Annotated in this window: 18 protein-coding genes and 1 riboswitch; of the genes, 13 read left to right on the forward strand and 5 right to left on the reverse strand. The window is 73.2% G+C overall.

Annotated features, from left to right (window positions below):
• Positions 1–7 precede the first annotated feature (7 nt).
• On the reverse strand, positions 8–601 hold the full coding sequence (locus ABT299_RS24565; protein WP_500252112.1) for a GNAT family N-acetyltransferase: 594 nt from the start codon (positions 599–601) through the stop codon (positions 8–10).
• A 94-nt stretch (positions 602–695) separates the two neighbouring features.
• A riboswitch (ZMP/ZTP riboswitch) is annotated at positions 696–781 on the forward strand.
• Positions 782–827: 46 nt separating this feature from the next.
• Here ABT299_RS24565 and ABT299_RS24570 point away from each other — a divergent pair.
• Positions 828–1676 (forward strand): bifunctional methylenetetrahydrofolate dehydrogenase/methenyltetrahydrofolate cyclohydrolase, encoded by an 849-nt coding sequence (locus tag ABT299_RS24570; protein WP_433141809.1) that lies wholly within the window; start codon positions 828–830, stop codon positions 1674–1676.
• Between the two features lie 185 nt (positions 1677–1861).
• Here the strand turns inward: ABT299_RS24570 and ABT299_RS24575 are convergent, their stop codons facing one another.
• Entirely contained in the window at positions 1862–2599 is a 738-nt protein-coding gene (locus ABT299_RS24575; protein ID WP_190868510.1) for an FHA domain-containing protein, read from the reverse strand.
• A gap of 269 nt (positions 2600–2868) precedes the next feature.
• On the opposite strand from ABT299_RS24575, the gene ABT299_RS24580 reads away from it, so the two are divergent.
• The 5 genes from ABT299_RS24580 to ABT299_RS24600 all read left to right on the forward strand — a co-directional run bounded on the left by ABT299_RS24580 (position 2869) and on the right by ABT299_RS24600 (position 10561).
• Positions 2869–3297 (forward strand): DUF3017 domain-containing protein, encoded by a 429-nt coding sequence (locus tag ABT299_RS24580; RefSeq protein ID WP_190868509.1) that lies wholly within the window; start codon positions 2869–2871, stop codon positions 3295–3297.
• A gap of 139 nt (positions 3298–3436) precedes the next feature.
• Positions 3437–4654 (forward strand): NADP-dependent isocitrate dehydrogenase, encoded by a 1218-nt coding sequence (locus ABT299_RS24585; protein WP_387021630.1) that lies wholly within the window; start codon positions 3437–3439, stop codon positions 4652–4654.
• Positions 4655–4914: 260 nt separating this feature from the next.
• A complete protein-coding gene (locus tag ABT299_RS24590) occupies positions 4915–5904 on the forward strand; it encodes a malate dehydrogenase (RefSeq protein ID WP_190868507.1) in 990 nt (329 codons plus the stop codon).
• A gap of 156 nt (positions 5905–6060) precedes the next feature.
• Positions 6061–7830 (forward strand): HSP90 family protein, encoded by a 1770-nt coding sequence (locus ABT299_RS24595; protein WP_500252113.1) that lies wholly within the window; start codon positions 6061–6063, stop codon positions 7828–7830.
• A 22-nt stretch (positions 7831–7852) separates the two neighbouring features.
• Positions 7853–10561: a hypothetical protein gene (locus ABT299_RS24600; protein WP_500252114.1), complete on the forward strand. Its 2709-nt coding sequence runs from the start codon at positions 7853–7855 to the stop codon at positions 10559–10561.
• Positions 10562–10654: 93 nt separating this feature from the next.
• On the opposite strand, the gene galK is transcribed toward ABT299_RS24600, so the two are convergent.
• Positions 10655–11800 (reverse strand): galactokinase, encoded by a 1146-nt coding sequence (gene galK / locus ABT299_RS24605; protein ID WP_500252115.1) that lies wholly within the window; start codon positions 11798–11800, stop codon positions 10655–10657.
• The gene (gene galE, locus ABT299_RS24610; RefSeq protein WP_500252116.1) at positions 11797–12750 is read right to left on the reverse strand and encodes a UDP-glucose 4-epimerase GalE; all 954 of its coding nucleotides are present in this window, start codon (positions 12748–12750) and stop codon (positions 11797–11799) included. The genes galK and galE overlap by 4 nt, the downstream gene beginning before the upstream one ends.
• A gap of 166 nt (positions 12751–12916) precedes the next feature.
• Between galE and ABT299_RS24615 the strand changes: the two genes are divergently transcribed.
• The 4 genes from ABT299_RS24615 to ABT299_RS24630 are packed head-to-tail and all read left to right on the forward strand — an operon-like array spanning position 12917 to position 16813.
• On the forward strand, positions 12917–13969 hold the full coding sequence (locus ABT299_RS24615) for a hemolysin family protein (protein WP_500252117.1): 1053 nt from the start codon (positions 12917–12919) through the stop codon (positions 13967–13969).
• Positions 13970–13987: 18 nt separating this feature from the next.
• Positions 13988–15049 carry a tryptophan--tRNA ligase gene (trpS, locus tag ABT299_RS24620; protein ID WP_190867449.1) on the forward strand — a complete coding sequence of 354 codons (1062 nt, stop codon included), beginning with the start codon at positions 13988–13990 and terminating at the stop codon, positions 15047–15049.
• 2 nt (positions 15050–15051) lie between these two features.
• Positions 15052–15666 (forward strand): 2'-5' RNA ligase family protein, encoded by a 615-nt coding sequence (locus tag ABT299_RS24625; protein WP_500252118.1) that lies wholly within the window; start codon positions 15052–15054, stop codon positions 15664–15666.
• 46 nt (positions 15667–15712) lie between these two features.
• Positions 15713–16813: a YihY/virulence factor BrkB family protein gene (locus ABT299_RS24630; protein ID WP_500252119.1), complete on the forward strand. Its 1101-nt coding sequence runs from the start codon at positions 15713–15715 to the stop codon at positions 16811–16813.
• A gap of 6 nt (positions 16814–16819) precedes the next feature.
• Here ABT299_RS24630 and ABT299_RS24635 read toward each other — a convergent pair whose 3' ends face one another.
• Positions 16820–18211, reverse strand: a complete 1392-nt coding sequence (locus ABT299_RS24635) for a D-alanyl-D-alanine carboxypeptidase family protein (RefSeq protein WP_500252120.1) — start codon at positions 18209–18211, stop codon at positions 16820–16822.
• A 540-nt stretch (positions 18212–18751) separates the two neighbouring features.
• Between ABT299_RS24635 and ABT299_RS24640 the strand changes: the two genes are divergently transcribed.
• The 3 genes from ABT299_RS24640 (at position 18752) to ABT299_RS24650 (ending at position 22876) form a co-directional block, all read left to right on the forward strand.
• Positions 18752–19918 (forward strand): glutamate--cysteine ligase, encoded by a 1167-nt coding sequence (locus tag ABT299_RS24640; protein ID WP_387021610.1) that lies wholly within the window; start codon positions 18752–18754, stop codon positions 19916–19918.
• Positions 19919–20141: 223 nt separating this feature from the next.
• A complete protein-coding gene (locus tag ABT299_RS24645) occupies positions 20142–21461 on the forward strand; it encodes an amidohydrolase (protein ID WP_190867400.1) in 1320 nt (439 codons plus the stop codon).
• 353 nt (positions 21462–21814) lie between these two features.
• Positions 21815–22876 carry a BMP family lipoprotein gene (locus ABT299_RS24650; protein ID WP_190867402.1) on the forward strand — a complete coding sequence of 354 codons (1062 nt, stop codon included), beginning with the start codon at positions 21815–21817 and terminating at the stop codon, positions 22874–22876.
• The last annotated feature ends 164 nt before the right edge of the window (positions 22877–23040 follow it).

Raw genomic sequence — 23040 nt, forward strand, 5'->3', positions numbered from 1 at the left:
TGCGCGCTCAGCGCAGCTTGGCGCGCAGCGCCTTCGACGCCTCCGGCCAGTCATCGTCGGTCATCGCGTAGACGGCGGTGTCGCGGATCGACCCGTCCGCGCGGACCCGGTGCTTGCGGTGGATCCCCTCGAACGACGCGCCGAGACGCTCGATTGCCGCACGCGACCGCTCGTTGCGGACGTGCGTGTGCCAGCCGACCCGGATCGCCCCCAGGTCGTCGAAGGCCCGCTGGAGCAGCAGCAGCTTCGACTCGGTGTTGAACCCCGTCCGCTGCCAGCGCGCCCCCAGCCAGGTGTGCCCGATGCACAGCCCCCGGTCGTGCGGCGCGATCTCGTAATACGACGTGCTCCCCGCGACCTCCCCGGTCGCCACGTCGACCTGCGCGAACGGCAGCCGCAGCCCGCGCTCGCACCCCGCCAGCGCCTTCTCTATCCAGGCGCGCACGGCGTCCACGGTCTCCGGCTGGCGCTCGTTCTTCCACGTCCAGATCGACGGCTCCTTCGACGCCTCGAACAGCCCGTCCACATGGTCGAGGGAAAGAGGCTCAAGACGCACGTAACGCCCGGTCAGGACCGGGCGGTCAAACCACTCGTCGCTCATGGCGTCCACGCTATGAGGGGCCGCTGAGCGTCCGGCAGGGCCACTTCACGGCGATTTCCGCGAGCCACTCGCCGCCCCCGGGACGGCTACCATGGGGTTTCGACGCGACTGGCGCGGTCAAGGTGGATCACCACCGGGGAGCGAACGACAGTCCGGACACCGCGCGCCTGGGTGGACGGGACCTCGAGCCGGGCTCGGTCCCTGGCGAGACACCGCGGAGGCATGCATGACCGCACAGATTCTGGACGGCAAGGCCCTGGCCGCCGAGATCCGCTCCGACCTCAAGCGCCGCGTCGAGGCGCTCCGCGACCGCGGCGTGTCCGTCGGCCTCGGCACCGTCCTGGTCGGCGACGACCCGGGCAGCCGCTCCTACGTGAACATGAAGCACCGCGACTGCGCCGAGGTCGGCATCGAGAGCATCCGCCGCGACCTGCCCGAGACCGCGTCCCAGGCCGACGTCGAGCGGGCCGTCGCCGAGCTCAACGCCGACCCCGCCTGCACCGGCTACATCGTCCAGCTCCCCCTTCCCAAGGGCCTGGACGAGCAGCGGGTGCTGGAGCTGATCGACCCCGCGAAGGACGCCGACGGCCTGCACCCGACCAACCTCGGGCGGCTCGTCCTGATGCAGCCCGGCCCGCTGCCCTGCACGCCGAAGGGCATCATCGAGCTGCTCCGCCACTACGACGTCCCGCTCAAGGGCGCAGAGGTCACCGTCGTCGGCCGCGGCATCACCGTCGGCCGGTCCCTCGGCCTGCTGCTGACCCGCCGCAGCGAGAACGCCACCGTCACCCTCTGCCACACCGCCACCCGCGACCTCGCCGCGCACACCCGCGCCGCCGACATCGTCGTGGCCGCCGCCGGCGTGCCCGGCCTGATCACCGCCGGCATGGTCAAGCCCGGCGCCGCCGTCCTCGACGTCGGCGTCTCCCGCGTCGACGGCAAGCTGACCGGCGACGTCGCCGCCGACGTCCGCGACGTCGCCGGCTGGGTCGCCCCGAACCCCGGCGGCGTCGGCCCCATGACCCGCGCGATGCTCCTGCAGAACGTCGTCGAGGCCGCCGAGCAGGCCGCCTGACCGGTCCCGGACATGCGTGAGGGCCGCCACCGACACCCACGGTGGCGGCCCCTCCGCATCACCCGGATACTCCCGGACGGAGCCGCGCCGTCACTTGCGCGGCCCCGCTCGGGCGGGTCTGGCGGTCGCCCTCATTGCGCTGCCATCAAGGGCGACCGCACGCTCGGCCAGGCCGGTCCGGCACCTCAGCTGGCCCGGCGGCCCGCCGTGGTGTGCGCGGTGCGCGCCGGACCCGGATGGCCGGGCGCGTGTCCCGGCGCCCCCGGCCTGCGCGCCTCCGCCGGGCCCCGCATCCCCGGCGGGCGCCCGTCGATCGGAGGGCGGCCCTGCTGGGGGACGTGCACCGGCGGCAGCGGCCGGACGAGCCCCATCGCGATGACCTCGTTGGCCAGCCGGGTGCGCCGGTTGGCCCCCTCCGGGATCCGGAACTTCTGGTAGAGCCGCAGCAGGTGCTGCTTCACCGCGGCCTCGGTCACGACCAGCTCTCCCGCGATGTCCCGCGCCGTGGCGGGGGCCACGAACGCCTCGTCGGACAGTGCGGGACGGCACAGCGCGGTCAGCACGTCGACCTCGCGGCGGGTGAGCTCGGGGGCCACGGCGCGCCGCAGCTCGACGTCCGGGTCGACCTCCTCACGGGGGATGCCCCCCATCCGGCAGCGCGCCGTGCCGAAGCTCACGACGTCACCGTCCTCCAGCACACGGCGGGCGATCGGCCGGCCGTTGACACGGGTCCCGTTGCGGGACAGGCCCATGTCGACGACGTAGACGTACGGGCCGCGCCGCACGATCTCGGCGTGCAAACGGGACACACTCGGGTCGTCGAGGCGGATGTCGACTCCTCTCCCTCTCCCGACCGTCGTTACGTCGGGGCGCAGCGGCACCACCAGCCCGCTGTCCTCGATCCGCATGAACGGCCCCTCCACGGCAGTCCTCCCAGCTAGTTAGCGACCCCTGTCTGCCGGGTTACCCGGGCGGACCCCCGTCACACCCTCCTACTGGCGAGTAGCACCGATGGCGCAAGGCATTCGGGGCTCTTCGCCACCAGCCGGACCGGGGGCGATTCCGTCGCCGGAGCACAAGTCCGGCCGCCGATCCGGAGGAACGATCACCGGACCCCTCACCCGGCTCAGCACGACCCGCCCCGCCGCCCCGCGATGTCGTGCCACGCGCCGATCGGCATTACCGTTGACCCATGAGCACGCAGGTGCACCGGCGCCGGCGCAAGGCGCCGCGCGGCAAGAGCGCCGCCCCCCAGTGGCTCGCGCGGCTGCCGTACCTCATCGTGCTCAGCGGCGTCGGCGGCGGCCTCGCCCTCTGCGCCCTCAACTACTTCCGCAAGGGCTCCGGCCTGATGGCCGCCGCGCTGCTGTTCGGCGCGCTCGCGCGGCTCCTGCTGCCGGAGTCCCAGCTCGGCCTGCTCGCCGTCCGCAGCCGCCCGATCGACTGCTGGACGCTCGTCATCCTCGGCGAGATGGTCGCGTTCGTCGCGCTCAGCATCCCCCCGATGAACAAGACCGGCCTCATCGGGGCCGGCGCGTTCGGTGTGCTGATCGCCCTGGTCATGGCGGCCCGCGGAGTGCGGCTGCTGCTCCTCCGGCGCCGGGACGGTTCGCCCGGCTAACGATATATCCGCAGGTCGCCAGGGGTGCGGCCACCTTCGCCAGGAGCCCAGGTCTAGACCGCACCCGGGCCTCGGCTAGCCTTGCCAGTTGAGCCTTACAAGGACTGCTGGCCAGGTGTAGGAAAGGGACAGCAACAGCATGCCCAAGATCAAAGTAGCGGGCCCGGTCGTCGAACTCGACGGCGACGAAATGACGCGGATCATCTGGAAATTCATCAAGGACCAGCTGATCCTGCCCTACCTCGACGTCGACCTGAGGTACTACGACCTGGGGATCGAGCACCGTGACGCCACGGACGACCAGGTCACCATCGACGCCGCGAACGCCATCGCCGAGCACGGCGTCGGCGTCAAGTGCGCCACCATCACCCCCGACGAGGCGCGCGTCGAAGAGTTCGGCCTGAAGAAGATGTGGCGTTCCCCCAATGGAACGATCCGCAACATCCTCGGCGGCGTGATCTTCCGTGAGCCCATCGTGGTGTCGAACATCCCGCGCCTGGTGCCCGGCTGGACGAAGCCGATCATCATCGGCCGCCACGCCCACGGCGACCAGTACAAGGCGACCGACTTCGTGGTCCCCGGCCCCGGCAAGGTGACGATCACCTACACGCCGCAGGACGGCAGCGAGCCCATGGAGATGGAGGTCGCGGACTTCCCGGGCGGCGGCGTCGCCATGGGGATGTACAACTTCGACGACTCGATCCGCGACTTCGCCCGGACGAGCATGCGGTACGCGCTGAGCCGCGAGATGCCGCTGTACCTGTCCACGAAGAACACGATCCTCAAGGCCTACGACGGCCGGTTCAAGGACCTCTTCCAGGAGATCTTCGAGACCGAGTTCAAGGCCGAGTTCGAGGCCAAGGGCATCACCTACGAGCACCGGCTCATCGACGACATGGTCGCCGCCGCGCTCAAGTGGGAGGGCGGCTTCGTCTGGGCCGCCAAGAACTACGACGGCGACGTGCAGTCCGACACCCTCGCGCAGGGCTTCGGCTCGCTCGGCCTCATGACCTCCGTCCTCATGACGCCCGACGGCAAGACCGTCGAGGCCGAGGCCGCGCACGGCACGGTGACCCGGCACTACCGGCAGCACCAGCAGGGCAAGCCGACGTCGACCAACCCGATCGCGTCGATCTTCGCCTGGACCCGCGGCCTCGAGCACCGCGGCAAGCTCGACGGCCAGCCCGAGGTCACCGACTTCGCGCGCAAGCTGGAGCAGGTCTGCATCGAGACCGTCGAGGGCGGCCAGATGACCAAGGACCTGGCCCTGCTCGTCGGGAACGACACGCCTTGGCTGACCAGCGAGCAGTTCCTGGAGGCCCTGGACACCAACCTCCAGAAGAAGATCAACGGCTGATCGCGTCGCTCTTCGGTCCGCGAGGCCGTCCCGGTTCGTCCGGGGCGGCCTTCTGCGTCTCGTGGACCGGCGCGGGTGTGAACCATGCCGGGGCGGGCACCTGGCGCATGACGGGCGGGCCGCGCGCGATAGCCTGACGTCGGAAATATCTCGACGGCGAGAGAACCCGTGCGGCGGACCGGTTCCTTGGGTGCTCTTCGGCGGTCGGGTTCGAAGGATGGCCGCCTGAGCCCCGTCAGGTCACAGCAGGAGAAGGACGCATGACGCGCACCCCAGTCAATGTCACCGTTACCGGCGCCGCGGGCCAGATCGGCTACGCGCTGCTGTTCCGCATCGCCTCCGGGCACCTGCTCGGCGCGGACGTACCCGTCCGCCTGCGCCTGCTGGAGATCCCGCAGGCGGTGAAGGCCGCCGAGGGCACCGCGATGGAGCTGGACGACTGCGCGTTCCCGCTGCTGAGCGGCATCGACATCTTCGACGACGCGACCAAGGCGTTCGAGGGGACGAACGTGGCGCTGCTGGTCGGCGCCCGCCCGCGCACGAAGGGCATGGAGCGCGGCGACCTGCTGGAGGCCAACGGCGGCATCTTCAAGCCGCAGGGCGAGGCGATCAACGCCGGCGCCGCCGACGACGTCAGGGTGCTGGTGGTCGGCAACCCGGCCAACACCAACGCGCTGATCGCGCAGCAGCACGCCCCGGACGTCCCGGCCGAGCGGTTCACCGCGATGACCCGCCTGGACCACAACCGCGCGCTCGCGCAGCTGTCGAAGAAGGCGGGCGTGTCCGTCGCCGACATCAGGAAGATGACGATCTGGGGCAACCACTCCGCCACCCAGTACCCGGACGTGTTCCACGCGGAGATCGGCGGCAAGAACGCGGCCGAGACCGTGAACGACCAGGCGTGGCTGGAGAACGACTTCATCCCGACCGTCGCCAAGCGCGGCGCCGCGATCATCGAGGCGCGCGGCGCGTCGTCGGCGGCGTCCGCGGCGTCCGCGGCGATCGACCACGTGCACACCTGGGTGAACGGCACCGCCGACGGCGACTGGACGTCGATGGCGGTCGTGTCGGACGGCTCCTACGGCGTGCCGGAGGGCCTGATCTCCTCGTTCCCGGTCACCACCAAGGACGGGAAGTGGGAGATCGTCCAGGGCCTGGAGATCGACGACTTCTCCCGCGCGCGGATCGACGCGTCGGTGAACGAGCTGGCGGAGGAGCGCGACGCCGTCCGCAAGCTCGGCCTGATCTGACCGGCCGCCCGATCTGACCGGCCCGTACCCGTACGGCCTATGCGCGAGCCCCGGACCTTCGCGGTCCGGGGCTCGTTCGCGTCGTAAATCCCGCGAACCTGTCGGCAGCGGTCGTTAGGGTGTGATCGCGTTCGAAGGCGACGGGGAGGGACGCGGGTGGCGGATCGGGCTTTCCAGGTGGATCTGCGCGGGGTGGTGGATCTGCTCAGCCGCCATCTGTACGCGAGCCCGCGGGTGTACCTGCGGGAACTGCTGCAGAACGCGGTGGACGCGATCACGGCGCGGGGCGGTGGCGGCGGCCGGGTGGTGATCGAGACCGGCGGCGGGGCGCTGCGGGTGCACGACGACGGCGTGGGGCTGACGGCCGACGAGGTGCACACGCTGCTGGCCACGATCGGCCGGTCGTCGAAGCGGGACGAGCTGGGGTTCGCGCGGCACGACTTCCTCGGCCAGTTCGGCATCGGGCTGCTGTCGGGGTTCCTGGTGGCCGACGAGATCGAGGTGGTGTCGCGGTCCGCGAAGGGCGGCGACGCGGTCCGGTGGACGGGCCGGTCGGAGGGCGGTTACCGGGTCGAGCCGGGGGAGCGCGACGAGCCGGGCACGACGGTGACGCTGCGGGCGCGGCCGGGGTCGGCGGAGCTGCTGAGCGCGCCGGTGGTGGCGGAGCTGGCCCGCACCTACGGGTCGCTGCTCCCGATCGAGCTGGTCGTGGACGGCGTCGCGGTCACGGGGGAGGGTCCGCCGTGGCGGGCGCCCTACCGCGATCCGGCGGCGCGGCGGCGCGCGCTGGAGCGGTACTGCGAGGAGCTGTACGGGTTCACGCCGTTCGACGTGGTGGACCTGGAGGTGGCGGAGGCGGGGCTGACCGGGGTCGCGTTCGTCCTGCCGGAGCCGGTGTCGCCGACGGCCCGTGGCGCGCACCGCGTGTACCTGAAGCGGATGCTGCTGGCGGAGAGCGTGCAGGGGCTGCTGCCGGAGTGGGCGTTCTTCGTCCGGTGCGTGGTGGACGCGGGTGAGCTGCGGCCGACGGCGAGCCGGGAGGCGCTGTTCGAGGACGAGCTGCTGGAGTCGGCGCGGCAGGGCCTCGGTGAGGTGCTGCGGCAGTGGCTGGTGCGGCTGGCGGAGACCGATCCGCCGCGGCTGCGCGCGTTCCTGCGGCTGCACCAGCTCGGCGTGAAGGCGATGGCGCTGCACGACGACGACATGCTGCGGATCGTCGACCGGTGGATGGAGTACGAGACGTCGGCGGGCCCGATGACGCTGCACGAGTTCCGGCGGCGGCATCCGGACGGCCGGTTCACCGGGAGCGTGGAGGAGTTCCGGCGGCTGTCGGCGGTGGCGGGCGCGCAGGGCGTCGGGCTCGTCAACGGCGGCTACGTGCACGACACGGAGATCATCGAGCGGCTGCCGGACCTCGATCCGGACGTCCGGCTGTCCCGGCTGGACGCGTCCGAGCTGGCGACGGCGTTCGGGCCGCTGGATCCGGCGGCGGAGCTGGCGCTGCGGCCGTTCCTGGCGGCGGCGCAGCGGGCGGTGGAGCGGCTCGGCTGCGAGGTGGTCGTCCGCGACTTCGATCCGGCGTCGCTGCCGGCGCTGTACCTGACCAGCCGGGACGCGCAGTTCCGGGAGGAGCTGTCGCGGGCGCGGGAGGAGGCCGGCGAGCTCTGGGCGGACGTGCTCGGCGCGGTGGGCGCGTCGGCGGGGGTGGAGCGCCCGCAGCTGGTGCTGAACTACCGCAATCCGCTGACGCGGCGCGTGACGGCGCTCGGCGCCGACGGGCCGGTGGAGCCGGCGGTGCAGGCGCTGTACGGGCAGGCGCTGCTGCTCGGGCACCATCCGCTGCGTCCCGCGGACACGGCGGTGCTGAACCGTTCGTTCATCGGCCTGCTGGAGTGGGCCGTCCATCCCCCGGAGGCGGGCCAGTGAGCAGGGAGCCGGAGGCGGGCCAGTGAGTATCGACGACGTGTACGCGCTGATGACGCGGGCGGGGGAGCTTCCGTACGGGGAGGCGCGGACCGTCCTGGTGGAGGACGCGCTGCGCCGTGCGGAGGAGGCCGGCGACGAGGTGCTGGCGTTCCGGGTGCGGGTCCGGCTGACCGACGCGTACCAGTTCGGCGGCGAGCCGGCGAAGGCGTTCGCGACGTTCGGGCGGACGCTGGCCGAGCACGACCGCGATCCCGGCCGGTTCGACGAGCCGCTGGTGCTGCTGTGGCAGATGAAGGCGGTGGTGAGCTCCCTGACGAAGTTCCCGGAGATCCCCCTCGACCGGGCGCGGGCGGTGCTGGACGACATGGAGCGCCGCTACCGGGCGGGCGGCCACAGCCTCCAGGCGGTGTACCGGCGGCGGCACATCGTGGCGCGGCATCTCGGGGACCCGTCGGCGGACGACTGGTTCGCCAAGTGGCGGGCGGCGCAGCGGGACCAGCTGTCGGACTGCGAGGGCTGCGACCCGACGGGCATGGTGGCGCATCTCGCGGACGCCGGGCGGTACGAGGAGGCGGCGGAGATCGCGGCGCCGGTGCTGGCGTCCGAGCTGTCGTGCAAGGAGCAGCCGCAGGGCATCCAGACGGCGATGCTGCCGGTGTACCTGCGGACGGGCCGTCCCGAGGCGGCGGCCGACGCGCACCGCCGCGCGTACCGGGCGCACCGCCGGCAGGTCGCCGATCTCGGCGACATCGCCGATCATCTGGAGTTCTGCGTGCTGACCGGGAACGACGCGCGCGGGCTGGAGATCGTGCAGCGGCATCTCGGGTGGCTGGACCGGGCGCCGCACGCGCACGCGGAGATGATGTTCGCCGCGGCGGCGGCCGCGGTGCTGGGGCGGGTCGCGGCGTCGGGGCGGGACGCGGTGACGGTCCGCCGTCCGGCGTCGGGCGGGCGTCCGGCGGCGGACGTGCCGGTGGCGGAGCTGCGCGCCGAGCTGGAGGGCCGCGCGACGGATCTCGCGGCCCGGTTCGACGCCCGCAACGGCACGTCCCACCAGGGCGGCAAGGTGCGGGCGCTGCTGGCGGCCGAGCCGGTGTTCGGGTTCGTCCCGCTGGCCGCGCATCACCGCCGTCCGGCCCCGGCCCCGGCTCCTGCCCCGGCGCCGGAGCCCGAGGCCGGGGACGGCGACATCGAGTCCATCGACGACCTCGACGAGCTCCTCGCGATCGGCGACGCGCGCCGGACCCGCCGCGACATGGCGCGCACCCTGGCCGCGTGGCGGCGTTTCGACGCGCTCGCCGAGGCGGCCGCGCCGACCCCGCTGCAGGTCGCCCGGCGGCTGGACGGCCGGGGCGTCGAGCGGGCGATGGACGGCGACCGCGAGGGCGCGGTCGCGTGCTGGGCGGAGGCGGCCGGGCGGTTCGCGGAGCTGGGCGAGGAGGGGCTGCGGCACCGGGTGCTGAGCCGGCTCGGGGCGCTGCGGTTCGATCTGGGCGACGAGAGCGGTCTGGCGGACATGGCCGCGGCGGCCGATCATTTCGCCGCGCATCCGGAGGAGGACGGCGCCGCGACGGCGGCGCTGTTCCGGCTCGCCGGCGCCCATCTGGACCGTGACCGTCCCGACGAGGCGCTCGCGACGCTGGACCGGGCCGTCCCGGACGACGCCCCCGACCGGGCCGGTGAGCTGTGGTTCCTGCGGGGCCGCGCGCTGCTGGCGGCCGGTGACGAAGACGGCGCGGTCGCGGCGCTGCGCCGGTCCCTCGCCGAGATCCGCGCGTCGGACGAACCCGACACGGTGGCGTCGCCCGCGCTGCTGCTCGCCCAGACCCTCCTCCGGCGGCCCCCGGCGGCGGACGACACCGACGGCACCGCCCCGGCGGACGGCGGTACCGGTGCGGCGGAGGAGGCGTTCGCGCTGCTCGACGAGGCGATCGGCGCGCTGCGGGAGCCGTCGCCGATGCGGGCGATGGCGCACACCGAGCGGGGGCTCGCGCTGCTGTCGGCGGGGCGCGCGGCGGACGCGGTCGCCGATCTCGCCGAGGCGGTCGCGGCGTGGACGGCCGAGGGCCTGCACGAGCAGGCCGTCCACGTGCGCGTGGACCTCGCGGCCGGGTACCTGGAGACCGGGCGGCACCTGGAGGCGGCGGAGGCCGCCGAGGAGGCGCTGCCGGGGCTCGACCAGGGCACCGCGCGGCGCTGCCGGCTGATCCTGGCGCACGCGCAGAAGGGGATGGGGGAGGAGGACGGGGCCGAGACGTTCGCGTCCCTCGCCGCGGACGCCGCGAAGGACGGCGAGCCCGGCGCCGCCGCGCATTTCCTGGAGGAGGCGGCCGAGATCCTGACGAATCTGGACAAGGACGCCATGGCCGCCGAGCGTTTCGGGGAGGCCGCGGACGCCCACGCCGGGGCGGGCGACCGGCAGGGCGCCGTCCGGGCGCGCCGCCGCGCGGCGATGTGCCTGCTGTGGAGCGGCGAGCCGGAGCGGGCCGTCGCGACGGTGGAGGCGGCCCGCGCCGCCCTGGAGGCCCTGCCGGACGGCCCGCCCCGCACCTGGGAGACCGCGCTCGTGTCCTACGACCAGGCGCGCATCCTCGCGCAGACGGGGCGTCCGGCGGACGCGGAGCCGCACGCGTCCGCCGCGGTGGACGGCTTCCGGTCGCTGGACGAGACCGGTCCCGCCGACCAGGCCGCCGCCCTCCTCGCCGACATCAGGTCGGCGCTCCAGGAGTGACGCGCCGGGCCGGGCGGCGGGTCCAGGCCGGGCGGCGGGTCCAGGCCGGACGGCGGGCCCAAACAACGGGCCGCAACGGCTCGGGCGGCGGGGTCAGGCCAGGCGGCGGGCCCCGGCGGACGGGACGGCGTCGAGGAACTCCGGCGCCGTCCAGCCGCGCTTGGCGTAGGCCGCCGCGATGGCGTCCCGCACCCGGTCGGCGCGGTCGGACGCGGTGAGCACGATCACCGACCCGCCGAACCCGCCGCCGATCATGCGGCCGCCGCGGGCGCCCGCGCGCAGCGCCGCGTCGACGGCCGCGTCCGCCTCCGGCCAGGAGATCTCGAACTGGTCGCGCAGCGACAGGTGCGAGGCGTTCAGCATCGCGCCGAGCTCGGCGACGGCGCCGGCGCGCAGCAGCCCGACGGACGCCTCGACGCGGTGGTTCTCGGTGACGACGTGCTGGACGCGGCGCCGCAGCACCGGGTCGCGGAGCCGCCCGAGCGCGCCCGCGAGGTCCTTGACGTCGCGGAGCGCGTCGACGCCGAGCAGGGCGGCGGCCTCCTCGCATTCGGCGCGCCGCCGCCCGTAGTCGCCGCCGGTGAGGACGTGGGAGGCGCGGGTGTCGACGGCGAGGAGCGTCAGCCCGGCCCGCGACGGGTCGAACGGGACCTGCGCGGACAGGCCGCTGCGGCAGTCGAGCATCAGCGCGTGGCCGGGCGTGGCGAGCAGCGACGCGGACTGGTCCATCAGCCCGCACGGCATGCCGACCTGCTCGTTCTCGGCGCGCTGCGCGAGCCGCGCCAGCTCCGGCCGGTCGATCTCGACGCCGTGCAGGTCGCAGAGGGCCAGCGCGGTCGCGCATTCCAGCGCGGCCGACGACGACAGGCCCGCGCCCTGCGGCAGGTCCGAGTCGATCAGCAGGGACGCGCCGCCGGTGCCGTGCTCGCGCAGCACCCGCGCCATGCCGACGGGGTAGGCGGCCCAGGCCCGCTCGGACGGCCAGCCCTCCGAGACGACCGTCCCGCCGTCGGCGGGCGCGGTGACGGTGCCGTCCGCCTGCCGGGAGCGGACCTCGACCAGCCCGTCGTCGCGGCGCGCGGCGGCCACCGACACGCCCCGCGACAGCGCGAACGGCAGGACGAGGCCGTCGTTGTAGTCGGTGTGCTCGCCGATCAGGTTGATCCGGCCGGGCGCGTGCCAGACGCCCTCGGCGGGCCGTCCGAACGCCGCGCGGAACGCGGAGCCGAGGTCGGTCATCGGGAACGCAGGAAGGTCCAGGCGTCCGAGACCATGGCGCGCAGGTCCCGCTCCGGCTTCCAGCCGAGCTGCGACTGGATCTTGTCGGAGGACGCGATCAGCACCGCCGGGTCGCCGGGGCGGCGCGGGTGGACCTCCGCCGGGATGTCGCGGCCGGTGACGTCGCGGCACACCTCGATGACCTCGCGGACGGAGTTGCCGGTGCCGCTGCCCAGGTTGAAGATCTGGTGGGCGCCGGGCTCGCAGCCGTCCAGCGCCAGCAGGTGGGCGCGGCCGAGGTCGGCGACGTGGATGTAGTCGCGGACGCAGGTGCCGTCGGCGGTCGGGTAGTCCTCGCCGAACATCTTCACCGCCTCGCCCTGCCCGAGCGCGACCTTCAGCACGTTCGGGATCAGGTGGGTCTCGACGGTGTGCCGCTCGCCCTGCGTGCCGTAGGCGCCCGCGACGTTGAAGTAGCGCAGCGAGACGCCGCCGATGCCGTGCAGCCGCGCGTACTCGGCGAGCGTGGTGTCGATCGCCAGCTTGGACGCGCCGTACGGGTTGGTGGGCCGGGTCGGGTCGGTCTCCAGGATCGGCGTCGACTCGGGCTCGCCGTAGCAGGCGGCGGTCGAGGAGAACACGATCTTCGCGACCCCGGCGGTCCGCATCGCCTCCAGCAGCGCCAGCGACTCGCCGAGGTTCTTGTCCCAGTACAGGCCCGGCTTCTCGACGGACTCGCCGACCAGCGACTTCGCCGCGAAGTGCAGCACGGCGTCGAACCCGGCGCCGCCCAGCACCTCGGCGGCGGCGCCGCGCAGCGTGCCGCGCACCAGCCGCGCCCCGGCGGGGACGGCGTCCTCGTGCCCGGTGGACAGGTCGTCCAGGACGACGACCTCGTGGCCCGCCTCCAGCAGCAGTGCGGAGACGACGCTGCCGATGTAGCCGGCGCCTCCGGTGACGAGCAGCTTCACGTACGGACCTCCTGGGAAGACGACTGGACGGCGGGGTGCCGTCCAGGCTATCCGCAACCCCGCCCCCGGAGATCCCGAACCGCGAGTGCGGCCGTCCGCGGGCGCGGAGGCGGCTATCCGGGTGCGGAGGCGGCTATCCGGGGCGCGGACGGGGAAGGCTGATCCCATGGACCGGACGCCCGGCGGCGAGCAGGCGGCCGCTCCGGCGGCGTTCCGGCCGCCGGGCCGGCTCGCGCGGCCGCTGGTGTGGCTGCTGTCCACCTCGACGGACCTGGTGGTGCGGCTCGCGGGCGGCGACCCGAACGCGCTCCGCGAGGAGCTGACCGCGGAGCGCATGCGCGCCCTCGTGGCGGAGAACACGCAGATCGCCGCCGACGAGCGGGCGCTGATCGAGGAGGTGTTCGCGGCGGGGGAGCGGCCGCTGCGGGAGGTTCTCGTCCCCCGCACCGAGGTGGTGTTCCTGGACGCGGCCATGCCGCTGGCGGCGGCGGCGCGGGCCGCGGCGGGCAGCCCGCACTCCCGGTTCCCGGTGTGCCGCGGCTCCCACGACGAGGTGATCGGGTTCGTCCACATCCGGGACCTGCTCGTCCCCGAGGACCGGGACGGCGCCGCGCCCGTGGGGTCGCTGGTGCGGCCGGTGAAGTTCCTGCCGGCCTCGCAGCGGGTCCTGCCGGTGCTGTCGGAGATGCGGCGGGAGGGCTGCCACCTGGCGATCGTGATGGACGAGTACGGCGGCGTCGCGGGGATCGTCACCCTCGAGGACCTGATGGAGGAGCTGATCGGGGACATCCGCGACGAATATGATGTGCAGGACGCGCAGGCACGGCGCCTGCACGGCGGCGTGGTCGAGGTCGACGGCCTGCTCAACCTGGACGACTTCGCCGCCGAGACCGGCCTCCGGTTGCCGGACGGGCCGTACGAGACGGTCGCCGGGCACATCATGGCGGTGCTCGGCCGCGTGCCCGCCGAGGGCGACTCGGTCCCGGCCGCGGACCGGGAGCTGCGGGTGGCCCGGATGGAGGGCCGGCGGGTGGCCCGCGTGCGCGTCACGCCGCGGGCGGCGCCCCAGGCGGTACAGCAGGCGGCCCGGCCGGCGGCGCGGTGGTCAGCGCCGCCGGCGGTGCGGCCCGCGGTGCCGGCGACGCCCGTGCCACCGGCCGCGGCCCCGCGGCCGGCCGGCGACGCCGCCACCGGCGGCGGAGCCTCCGACGACACCTGAGAGAATCGGTCCGTGCACATGCCCGAAGCGTCCAGCCCAGTCAGCCCGGCCGCCGCGCCCGCCCCGCGGGTGTTCTCCGGCATCCAGCCCACCGCCGACTCGTTCCACCTCGGCAACTACCTGGGCGCGTTGCGGCAGTGGGTGTCGCTCCAGGACACGCACGAGACGTTCTACTGCGTCGTCGACCTGCACGCGATCACCGTGGAGCACGACCCGGAGCTGCTCCGCCGCCGGACGCGGGTGTCGGTGGCGCAGCTCATCGCGATGGGCGTCGACCCGGACCGGGCGACGCTGTTCGTGCAGAGCCACGTCCCCGAGCACGCCGAGCTGGCGTGGGTGCTCGGCTGCATCACCGGGTTCGGCGAGGCGAGCCGGATGACCCAGTTCAAGGACAAGTCGTCCAAGCAGGGGACGTCCGGGACGAGCGTCGGGCTGTTCACCTACCCGGTCCTGCAGGCCGCCGACATCCTGCTGTACACGCCGGAGCCGGGCAGCGCGGCGATGCGCGTCCCGGTCGGCGAGGACCAGCGGCAGCACCTGGAGCTGACCCGGACGCTCGCGCAGCGGTTCAACCACCGGTTCGGCGAGACGTTCGTGGTCCCGGAGGCGCACATCCCGGAGGGCGCCGCCAAGATCACCGACCTGCAGGAGCCGGACGCGAAGATGAGCAAGTCGGCGTCCTCGCCGCAGGGCATCATCGACGTGCTGGAGGAGCCCGGCCCGATGCGCAAGAAGATCATGCGCGCGGTCACCGACACCGGCACCGAGGTGGTCTACGACGAGGAGAAGAAGGCGGGCGTCACCAACCTGCTGCGGATCTACTCCGCGCTGGACGGCACGTCCGTCCCCGACCTGGAGGCGAAGTACGCGGGGTCCGGCTACGGCCAGTTCAAGAAGGACCTCGCCGAGGTCGTCCTCGGCACCTTCACCCCGATCCGGGAGCGCACGACCGCGCTGCTGGACGACCCGGCGGAGCTGGACCGGATCCTGGAGAAGGGCGCCGAGCGCGCCGGGGCGGTCGCGGCGCGCACCATGGAGATCGTCCGTGAGCGGGTCGGCTTCGTGGGACGCGGTCGCTGACCGTGGCGGGCGAGGGGGCGCGTCCCGGGCTCGCGGACACCTTCATCGGGGTGCCCGGGGGCCCGGCCGCCGGCGGCGTCCGGATGATCGGGGTCGCGATCCCGGTCCCGGAGCCGTACGGGACGGAGCTGCAGCGCATCCGCGCCTCCTACGGCGACCCCCTCGCCGCCGCGATCCCGACGCACATCACGCTGATGCCGCCGACCGAGGTCGCCCCGGACGAGATGGGGGCGATCGAGGCGCATCTGCTGGACGTCGCGCATTCCGAGCGGCCGTTCCGTATCCGATTGCGCGGCAGCGGAACGTTCCGACCGGTGTCTCCGGTCGTGTACGTGGCGCTGGCGCAGGGAATCGGCGGCTGCGAGCGCGTGCAGGCGAAGGTAGCGTCGGGGCCGCTCGCCCGGCCGCTGCCGTTCCCGTACCACCCGCACATCACCATCGCCCACCACCTGCCCGACGACGTGATGGACCGCGCCTACAAGGACATGTCCGCCTACCGCGCCGAGTTCGAGGCGTGGGGCTTCTCGCTGTACGAGCACGGCCTGGACGGCGTGTGGCGGCCGCAATGCGATTTCGTGTTCGGCAATGGGAAACGCCACTCAACGTTCAACGGTTGATTACCGTCCGCCGCATCGAGAGCCAAGGGTTGGGTACGTTGCGTACATGCGGCAGGTGATCAGCGGGGTTCAGCGGTGGATCGAGGCTCTGCTGGCGGACGGGAAGGCCGTCCTGGGCGCCGCCCGCGGCCGCTGGCGCTGGTTCGACCACCTCGCCCGCGCCTTCGAGCGCTACCAGGAGCGCCGCGGCGACCGGCTCGCCGCCGCCCTGACCTGCTACGGGTTCCTGTCGTTCTTCCCGCTGCTGGCGCTGGCGTACTCGCTGCTCGGCTATCTGGTCGGGATCAGCACGCAGGCCCGCGACTACTTCGTCAGGGCCGTCCAGGAGCTGCTGCCGGGGCTGTCGGACCAGCTCCAGGTCGAGCAGATCGCCCAGTCCAAGACGGCGGTCGGCGTCGTCGGCCTGGTCGCGCTGCTGTTCACCGGGCTCGGCTGGGTGCAGGTGCTGCGCGAGTCGCTGCGCGACATCTGGGGCAACCCGCCCACCGGCGGCGGCAACTTCTTCCTCAAGCGGCTGTGGGACCTCGCCGTGCTCGCGTTCCTCGGCGTGATCCTCATCTGCGGGATGGCGGTGTCGACGGTCACCTCGTCGGCGACCCACACCGTCCTCGGCTGGTTCTCGCTGGAGGACGTCCCGGGCGCCGGCACCGGGCTGCGGCTGCTGTCGCTGGCCTGCGCCGTCGCGTTCGACACGGTGATCTTCCTGGTGCTGTTCACCCGGCTGTCGGGGACGATCGCGCCGTGGCGGCGGATCATCCGCGGCGCGCTGTTCGGCGCGCTCGGCCTGGAGCTGCTCAAGCAGGTCGCGACGCTGCTGATCGGCCGGACGACGCAGAACCCCGTGTACGCCTCGTTCGCCGTCCTTGTCGGGCTGATGGTGTGGATCAACATCGTGTCCCGGTTCACGCTGTTCGTCGCCGCGTGGACCGCGACCCGCCGCGTCGTGCTGAAGGCCGACGCCGAGGACCCGGAGAACCTCGCCGACCGGGAGATCGGCGAACTGGAGGAGCGCCGCGAGGCGGAGGAGCGCCGCGAAGCGGAGGACCGCCTCGAACCGGAGGGCCGCCCCGGACCGGAGAAGCGCCGGGAGCCGGAGAAGCCCCGCGAACGGGAACGGGACGGCGCCACGGACGCCCGGGCGTCCTGAACGGCTCTAACGGGCCCCGTCGTTGTAAGAGCCGTCGTTGTAGGAACCGTCGTCGTAGGAGTCGTAAGGGCCGTCGTTGTAGGGCCCCGCGTAGTGCCCGGTGTGCCCGCCGTCCGCCGCGTTCCCCGCGTGGCCCGTGTTGGCCGGATTCCCGCTGTTTCCGGCAGGGCCCTGGGCGGGGCGGACGTTCCCGCCCGGTCCCACAGCGCCGCCGAGGCCGGTGTTCCCGGCGGGGCTCGGAACGGGGTGGTGGCGACGGCGCCGGTACACCGCGAACAGCACGCCGATGGCCAGCAGCGCGCCGGCCGTCCCGCCGCCGATCTCCCAGACGAGCGCGGACGAGCCGCCCGAGGAGTCCAGCGAGGTGCCGGGGAGCACGCCGCCCGACTCGCCGTCGGCGTGCTTCTTGGCCTGGGTGTCGCCGGGCGCCGCCAGCGTGCCGACCGGCTGCACCTTGCCGCGCGCGGCGAAGCCCCAGTCCAGCAGCTTGGCGGCGGCCTGGAACGGTGAGCCCTCGCCGTGCATCACCGAGACGATGATCGTGTGCCCGTCGCGGCGCGCCTCGGCGACGTAGGTCTGCTGGGCGTGCACGGTGTAGCCGTTCTTGCCGCCGAGCATGCCGCGGTAGCCGTACTTCTGGCCCGGCAGCAGCTTGTTGTGCGTGTAGATCGGATAGCCGCCGACCTTCTTGTGCTTCTTCCTCTCCTTCTTGGTCGGCGGCGCCGGGAACTGGAACTGGGTGGCCTGCACGTACGTCCGGAACTGCGGGCTCTTCATCGCCTCCCGCAGGAAAAGCACCAGGTCGTAGGCCGACGTGTGCTGGGTGCGGATGTTCAGGCCGTAGTCGACGTCGAGGCCGTTCGGCGACGCGGCGAGCGTGTCGTCGGCGTGCAGGTACCTCGCCTCGGTGTTCATGTCGGCGATGGTCTTCTTCATGCCGCCGTTGGCCTCGGCGAGCGTGACCGCCGCGTCGTTCGCCGACATCATCATCAGCGCGTGGAACAGGTCGGAGACCTTGTACTGCATGGACGGCGTCAGCCCGACCTTCGTGCCCTCGACGTCGCACGCCTTCTGCGACGGGCGGACGAGCCGGTTCGGATCGAGCTTGGTGACGAGGGTCGCCGACGTCAGCGTCTTCAGCGTGCTGGCCGGCAGGTACCGCCCGTGCGGGTCCTTGCCCGCCAGCACCTCGCCGGTGTCGGCGTCGGCGACGAGGTAGGAGGAGAACTGCAGCTTCGGCAGCGCGGGCACGCCCGGCGCCTTGTTCAGCACGATGCCGCGGCTCGCCAGCTGCGGCCCGCCGACCGGGTCGCGCTGCGGCGCCGCGGCCGGGCTCGCGGCCGCGGGGGCCGCCAGCAGGCAGACCGCGCTCAGCGGCACGATCATCGGTACGGTCATCCTCGGCACGGCGCGCCGGACACCGGTCCGCCCCTGTCGTCCTGCTCGCAAGCTTCCGACGCTCCTCAGTCCCGCAGCGGCCGTTCCGCCCCGCACGCCCATGGCTCCCCCGAAGACTAGGCGACACATCCGGCGAAGGGGTACCCGACCGTGAAGACGGCAAGCTCGGGACGGATGAGGCGTATGGTGCGTTAGACGATTTTTGTGGTGCTTATGACTACTCACGGTATGTAAGCGGACGCTAGGCTCGGTCACCGTCCGTCGCCGCAGGTAGTTTGGGTCGGGCGGACTAGTTCGATCGAATGGTGCCGGGTACATGATCAATGACCGAAAAGTAGGGGACGCTCGGGCCCGCAGGCGGCCCGTACGGGTCAATTGACCCGCGAAGGGCATGGAGTCCGGCGTGGCGGCGGGCGCGGGCGCCATGATGGTGTGAACACGTGACCTGGACCCGGCGTTTGTCCAGGCTTAGGGACCCGCTGGCTGAATTGCGCCACGTGCCACGCAACGACCTGCAAGGATTGTGGACGGAGGTTGGCCGTGGCCATTGAGTTCAACGCATCGAGGGGCACGACGCTCGGCGTCGAGTGGGAGATCCAGCTCGTCGATGCGGAGACCAGGCACCTGCGGCAGGACGCGCGCCAGGTGCTCGCCGCGCTGCCGTCGCTCAGCGAGGACGGCGAGATCGCCAAGGTGCGGCACGAGCTCATGGAGTCCACCGTCGAGGTCGTGACCGGGATCTCGCACACCGTCGGCGAGGCCAAGAACGACCTCGCGGCCACGCTCGGCGAGCTGCGCACCGCCGCCGCCGACCGCGGCATCGAGCTCGCCTGCACCGGCACCCATCCGATCAGCGACTGGCGCGACGCGGTCATGGCCCCGACGCAGCGCTACGCCGACCTGGTCGAGCAGATGCAGTGGCTGGCCCGGCGCATCCAGACCTTCGGCGTGCACGTCCACGTGGGCGTCTCCGACGGCGCCAAGGCGATCCCGATCGTCAACGCGCTGTCGTCCTACCTCCCGCACTTCCTGGCGCTCACCGCGTCCAGCCCGTTCTGGAGCGGCGCGGACACCGGACTGGCGTCCTGCCGGGCGGTCGTCTTCGGTCAGCTGCCGACGGCCGGTCCTCCCCACTTGCTGGACGACTGGGCGGCCTTCGAGGATTACATGGACACCTTGCTTCGCGCCGGAACCATCCGGAGCATCAAGGAGGTGTGGTGGGACATCCGCCCCCACCCGGACTTCGGCACCGTCGAGATCCGGATGTTCGACGGGATCCCCACCCTGCGCGAGGTCGGCATGGCGGCGGCGCTGTGCCAGAGCCTGGTCACGCTGTTCGAACAGCAGCTCGACCGCGGCTACACGCTGCCGCGCCCGGCGGCGTGGGTCGTCCGCGACAACAAGTGGCGCGCGACCCGCTACGGCCTCGACGCCATCGTCATCACCGACGACAGCGGCAACACCGCGCCGCTCCGCGACGACCTGTACGAGCTGATCCGCGAACTGGAACCGGTCGCCGACCGGCTCGGCTGCGCCGAGGAGCTCAAGGTCGCCGGCGAGGTCCTGGAGAACGGGGCCCCGTACGAGCGGCAGCGCGCGATCCGGGCGGCGGGCGGATCGCTGGAGAACATCGTCGACGCGGCGGTCACCGAACTCGCCGAGGACAGGTTCGTCGCACTGGGGGAGGTCGTCCATGCCGGGGCCTGAGCGGCCGGCCCGCCCGGACGGGGGCCCCGAGGGAACGGCCAGGGGCGCTTCGGGAGAGAGCACGGGGGGCACCGGCGCGTCCGGTGCCCGTGACGACAGCGGTGACGCCGGCACCACGGGCGGCACCGGCACAGGACAGAACACCCGCGCGGCCGGCAGCGGCGGCGCCGGGAAGAACTCCGGGCGGCGGCCGACCGGCCCCGCCCTCGCGCAGGGGGCGCACATGACACAACCGGGACCCGGGGTGATGCCCGGCCTTGAACCACCGACCGCCCCGGGACCGCACGGCCCCGCGGGCAGCGAGCGCCCGGCGGCCCTGCGGCCGCAGCTCGAGGTGTTCCTCGCCCGGCACGAGGAGGAGCTCGTCGCGTTCCGCCGCGACCTGCACATGCACCCCGAGCTGGGCTACAACGAGCACCGCACCACCGCCCGGATCGCCGAGCGGCTGCGCCTCGCCGGGCTCGAACCGCGGATCCTGCCGAAGGGCACCGGGCTGTTCTGCGACATCGGCCCGGGCGACGGCCCGACCATCGCGCTGCGCGCCGACATCGACGCGCTGCCGCTGCAGGACGAGAAGGAGGACGCCCCGTACCGGTCGACGGCGCCGGGCGTCGCGCACGCGTGCGGGCACGACGTGCACACCACGATGGTGCTGGGCGCCGGGCTGTTCCTCGCCCAGCAGGCCGAGGCGGGGCTGCTGCCCGGCCGGGTCCGGCTGCTGTTCCAGCCGGCCGAGGAGACCCCCGGCGGGGCGCTTGACGTGATGGCCGCCGGCGGCATCGCCGGCGTCGACCGCGCGTTCGCGCTGCACTGCGACCCGCGCATCGAGGTCGGCGAGCTGGGCCTGCGCTCCGGGCCCATCACCGCGGCCTGCGACAAGGTGTACGTGAAGGTGACCGGCCCCGGCGGGCACACCGCCCGGCCGCACCTCACCGCCGACCTGGTGTACGCGCTCGCCAAGATCGTCACCGAGCTGCCGGCGGCGCTGTCCCGGCGGGTCGACCCGCGCTCCAGCCTGTCGCTGGTGTGGGGGCGGGTGTCGGCCGGGTCCGTCGCCAACGCGATCCCCGACGACGGCATCGCCGAGGGCACCGTCCGGTGCCTGGACGACGAGGCGTGGCACCGCGCGCCGGAGATGATGAAGGCGCTGCTGCAGTCCGTCGCCGCCGCCTACGACGTGGAGGCGTCGCTGGAGTACGTCCGGGGCGTCCCGCCGACCGTGAACGAGGCGGCGAGCGTGCAGATGTTCCGGGACGCGGCCGCGCAGGTCCTCGAGCCGGAGGGCGTGGTGCCGACGCCGCAGAGCCTCGGCGGCGAGGACTTCGGCTGGTACCTGGAGTCGATCCCGGGCGCCCTCGCCCGGCTCGGCGTCCGCACCCCCGGCTCGCCCGGCGAGTACGACCTGCACCGCGGCGACTTCGACGTCGACGAGCGGTGCATCCCGGTCGGGGTGCGGGTGCTGGCGGCGACGGCGCTGACCGCCCTGTGGGACGGCGGCCGCCCGGCCGACCCGGAGACCGTCGAGGGCGCCACCCTCGCCTGACGCCTGACGCCTGACGCCTGACGCCCGACGCCTGAGCTCCGGCGCCCGGCGCCGGGCGTGTGGCGCCCGGGATGTCCGGTGTCCGGCCCGGCGTCCGAAGCCCGGCGCCGGGCGTCCGGCGCTCCGGTGAGGCGGGCCGGCGGCGGTGCTCCGGCCGCCGACCCGTCCCCGGAACGGTCACGCGCAGCGATCACCCGCACGCTGACCTGTGCCGATATGCGTACGCATTGGTAACGGACCTGTTGCGAAACGGTGCAAGTCGGCAGCTATTGACCGAACGCGAGGTAGCGTCCCAACGATTTCGGTGGCCGAGCGGCCGCCGATCCCGGGTGGGGAACGGAAGGAGCGCTACCTTGCGCCGTGGACTGAAGATCACTCTCGTCACCGTGACGGGTGCGGCGCTGACGCTGGGCGGCGCTTCCGCGTGCGGTGGCAAGAAGGCCGGCGGCGACAGCGACGGCGGCGACGGCAAGAAGACCCTCAAGGTCGGTCTGGCGTTCGACATCGGCGGCCGCGGCGACCAGTCGTTCAACGACTCGGCGGCGGCCGGCCTCACGAAGGCCGAGAAGGACCTGCACGTCACCACCAAGGAGATCTCCGCGCAGCCGGACGAGCCCGACTCCGACAAGGAGTCCCGCCTGCGGCTGCTCGCCAGCACCGGCTACAACCCGGTCATCGGCGTCGGCTTCTCCTACACCGCGTCGCTGCTGAAGGTCGCCAAGGCCTTCCCGAACACCAAGTTCTTCGTCGTGGACGCCGACGGCTGCAAGGTCGAGGGCGCCAACGTCGCCGGCTCCTGCTTCTCCGAGGAGCAGGGCTCGTTCCTGGTCGGCGCCGCCGCGGCGCTGAAGTCCAAGACCGGGAAGATCGGCTTCATCGGCGGCGTCGACGTCCCGCTGATCCAGAAGTTCTTCGCCGGCTACCAGGCGGGCGCGAAGAAGGCCAAGCCCGGCATCACCGTGCTGCCGCCCAAGTACCTGACCGAGCCGCCGAACTTCAACGGCTTCAAGGACACCGGGCTCGGCAACGAGGCCGCCAAGGGCCAGCTCGACGCGGGCGCCGACGTCATCTACCACGCCGCGGGCGGCGCCGGCATCGGCGTCATCAAGACCGTCGGCGCGGCCGGCAAGTGGGCCATCGGCGTCGACTCCGACCAGTACAACCAGCCCGCCGTCGCCGACGTGAAGACGCACATCCTCACCTCGATGGTCAAGCACGTCGACCTGTCGGTGTTCAACTTCGTCGAGTCGGTCGCGAACAACCAGTTCAAGCCCGGCACGGTGCAGTACAACCTGCAGAACGACGGCGTCGGCTACGCCACCACCGGCGGCAACATCGACGACATCAAGGCCAAGCTGGACGACCTGAAGTCGCAGATCGTCGCCGGCAAGATCACCGTCCCGACGAAGCCGTAGTGGGGACAGGGCGGGCCGCCGCGGCATCCGCCGGGCCGGCCCGCCCGGCCGTCTCCCGGCCGGGGGGGGGGGGGGGGCGGCGGCGCGGGGGGCGCGGCCGCGCCCCCGCCCCGGCCCGCCCGCCCGCCCGACGCCCCCGCGGGCCGGGGCCGCGGCAGCGCCCG

The organism is Spirillospora sp. NPDC000708 (assembly GCF_040299565.1).
In the GTDB taxonomy this organism is placed as follows: Bacteria; Actinomycetota; Actinomycetes; order Streptosporangiales; family Streptosporangiaceae; genus Spirillospora.

Bases quoted from the DNA above. Each gene is read 5' to 3' on its own strand.
- ABT299_RS24615 (WP_500252117.1), top strand. From the start codon at position 12,917: ATGGACCGGACGCCCGGCGGCGAGCAGGCGGCCGCTCCGGCGGCGTTC.
- ABT299_RS24570 (WP_433141809.1), top strand. From the start codon at position 828: ATGACCGCACAGATTCTGGACGGCAAGGCCCTGGCCGCCGAGATCCGC.
- ABT299_RS24630 (WP_500252119.1), top strand. From the start codon at position 15,713: ATGCGGCAGGTGATCAGCGGGGTTCAGCGGTGGATCGAGGCTCTGCTG.
- ABT299_RS24580 (WP_190868509.1), top strand. From the start codon at position 2,869: ATGAGCACGCAGGTGCACCGGCGCCGGCGCAAGGCGCCGCGCGGCAAG.
- ABT299_RS24585 (WP_387021630.1), top strand. From the start codon at position 3,437: ATGCCCAAGATCAAAGTAGCGGGCCCGGTCGTCGAACTCGACGGCGAC.
- ABT299_RS24565 (WP_500252112.1), bottom strand. From the start codon at position 601: ATGAGCGACGAGTGGTTTGACCGCCCGGTCCTGACCGGGCGTTACGTG.
- trpS (WP_190867449.1), top strand. From the start codon at position 13,988: ATGCCCGAAGCGTCCAGCCCAGTCAGCCCGGCCGCCGCGCCCGCCCCG.
- galK (WP_500252115.1), bottom strand. From the start codon at position 11,800: ATGACCGACCTCGGCTCCGCGTTCCGCGCGGCGTTCGGACGGCCCGCC.
- ABT299_RS24635 (WP_500252120.1), bottom strand. From the start codon at position 18,211: ATGACCGTACCGATGATCGTGCCGCTGAGCGCGGTCTGCCTGCTGGCG.
- ABT299_RS24645 (WP_190867400.1), top strand. From the start codon at position 20,142: ATGACACAACCGGGACCCGGGGTGATGCCCGGCCTTGAACCACCGACC.
- ABT299_RS24590 (WP_190868507.1), top strand. From the start codon at position 4,915: ATGACGCGCACCCCAGTCAATGTCACCGTTACCGGCGCCGCGGGCCAG.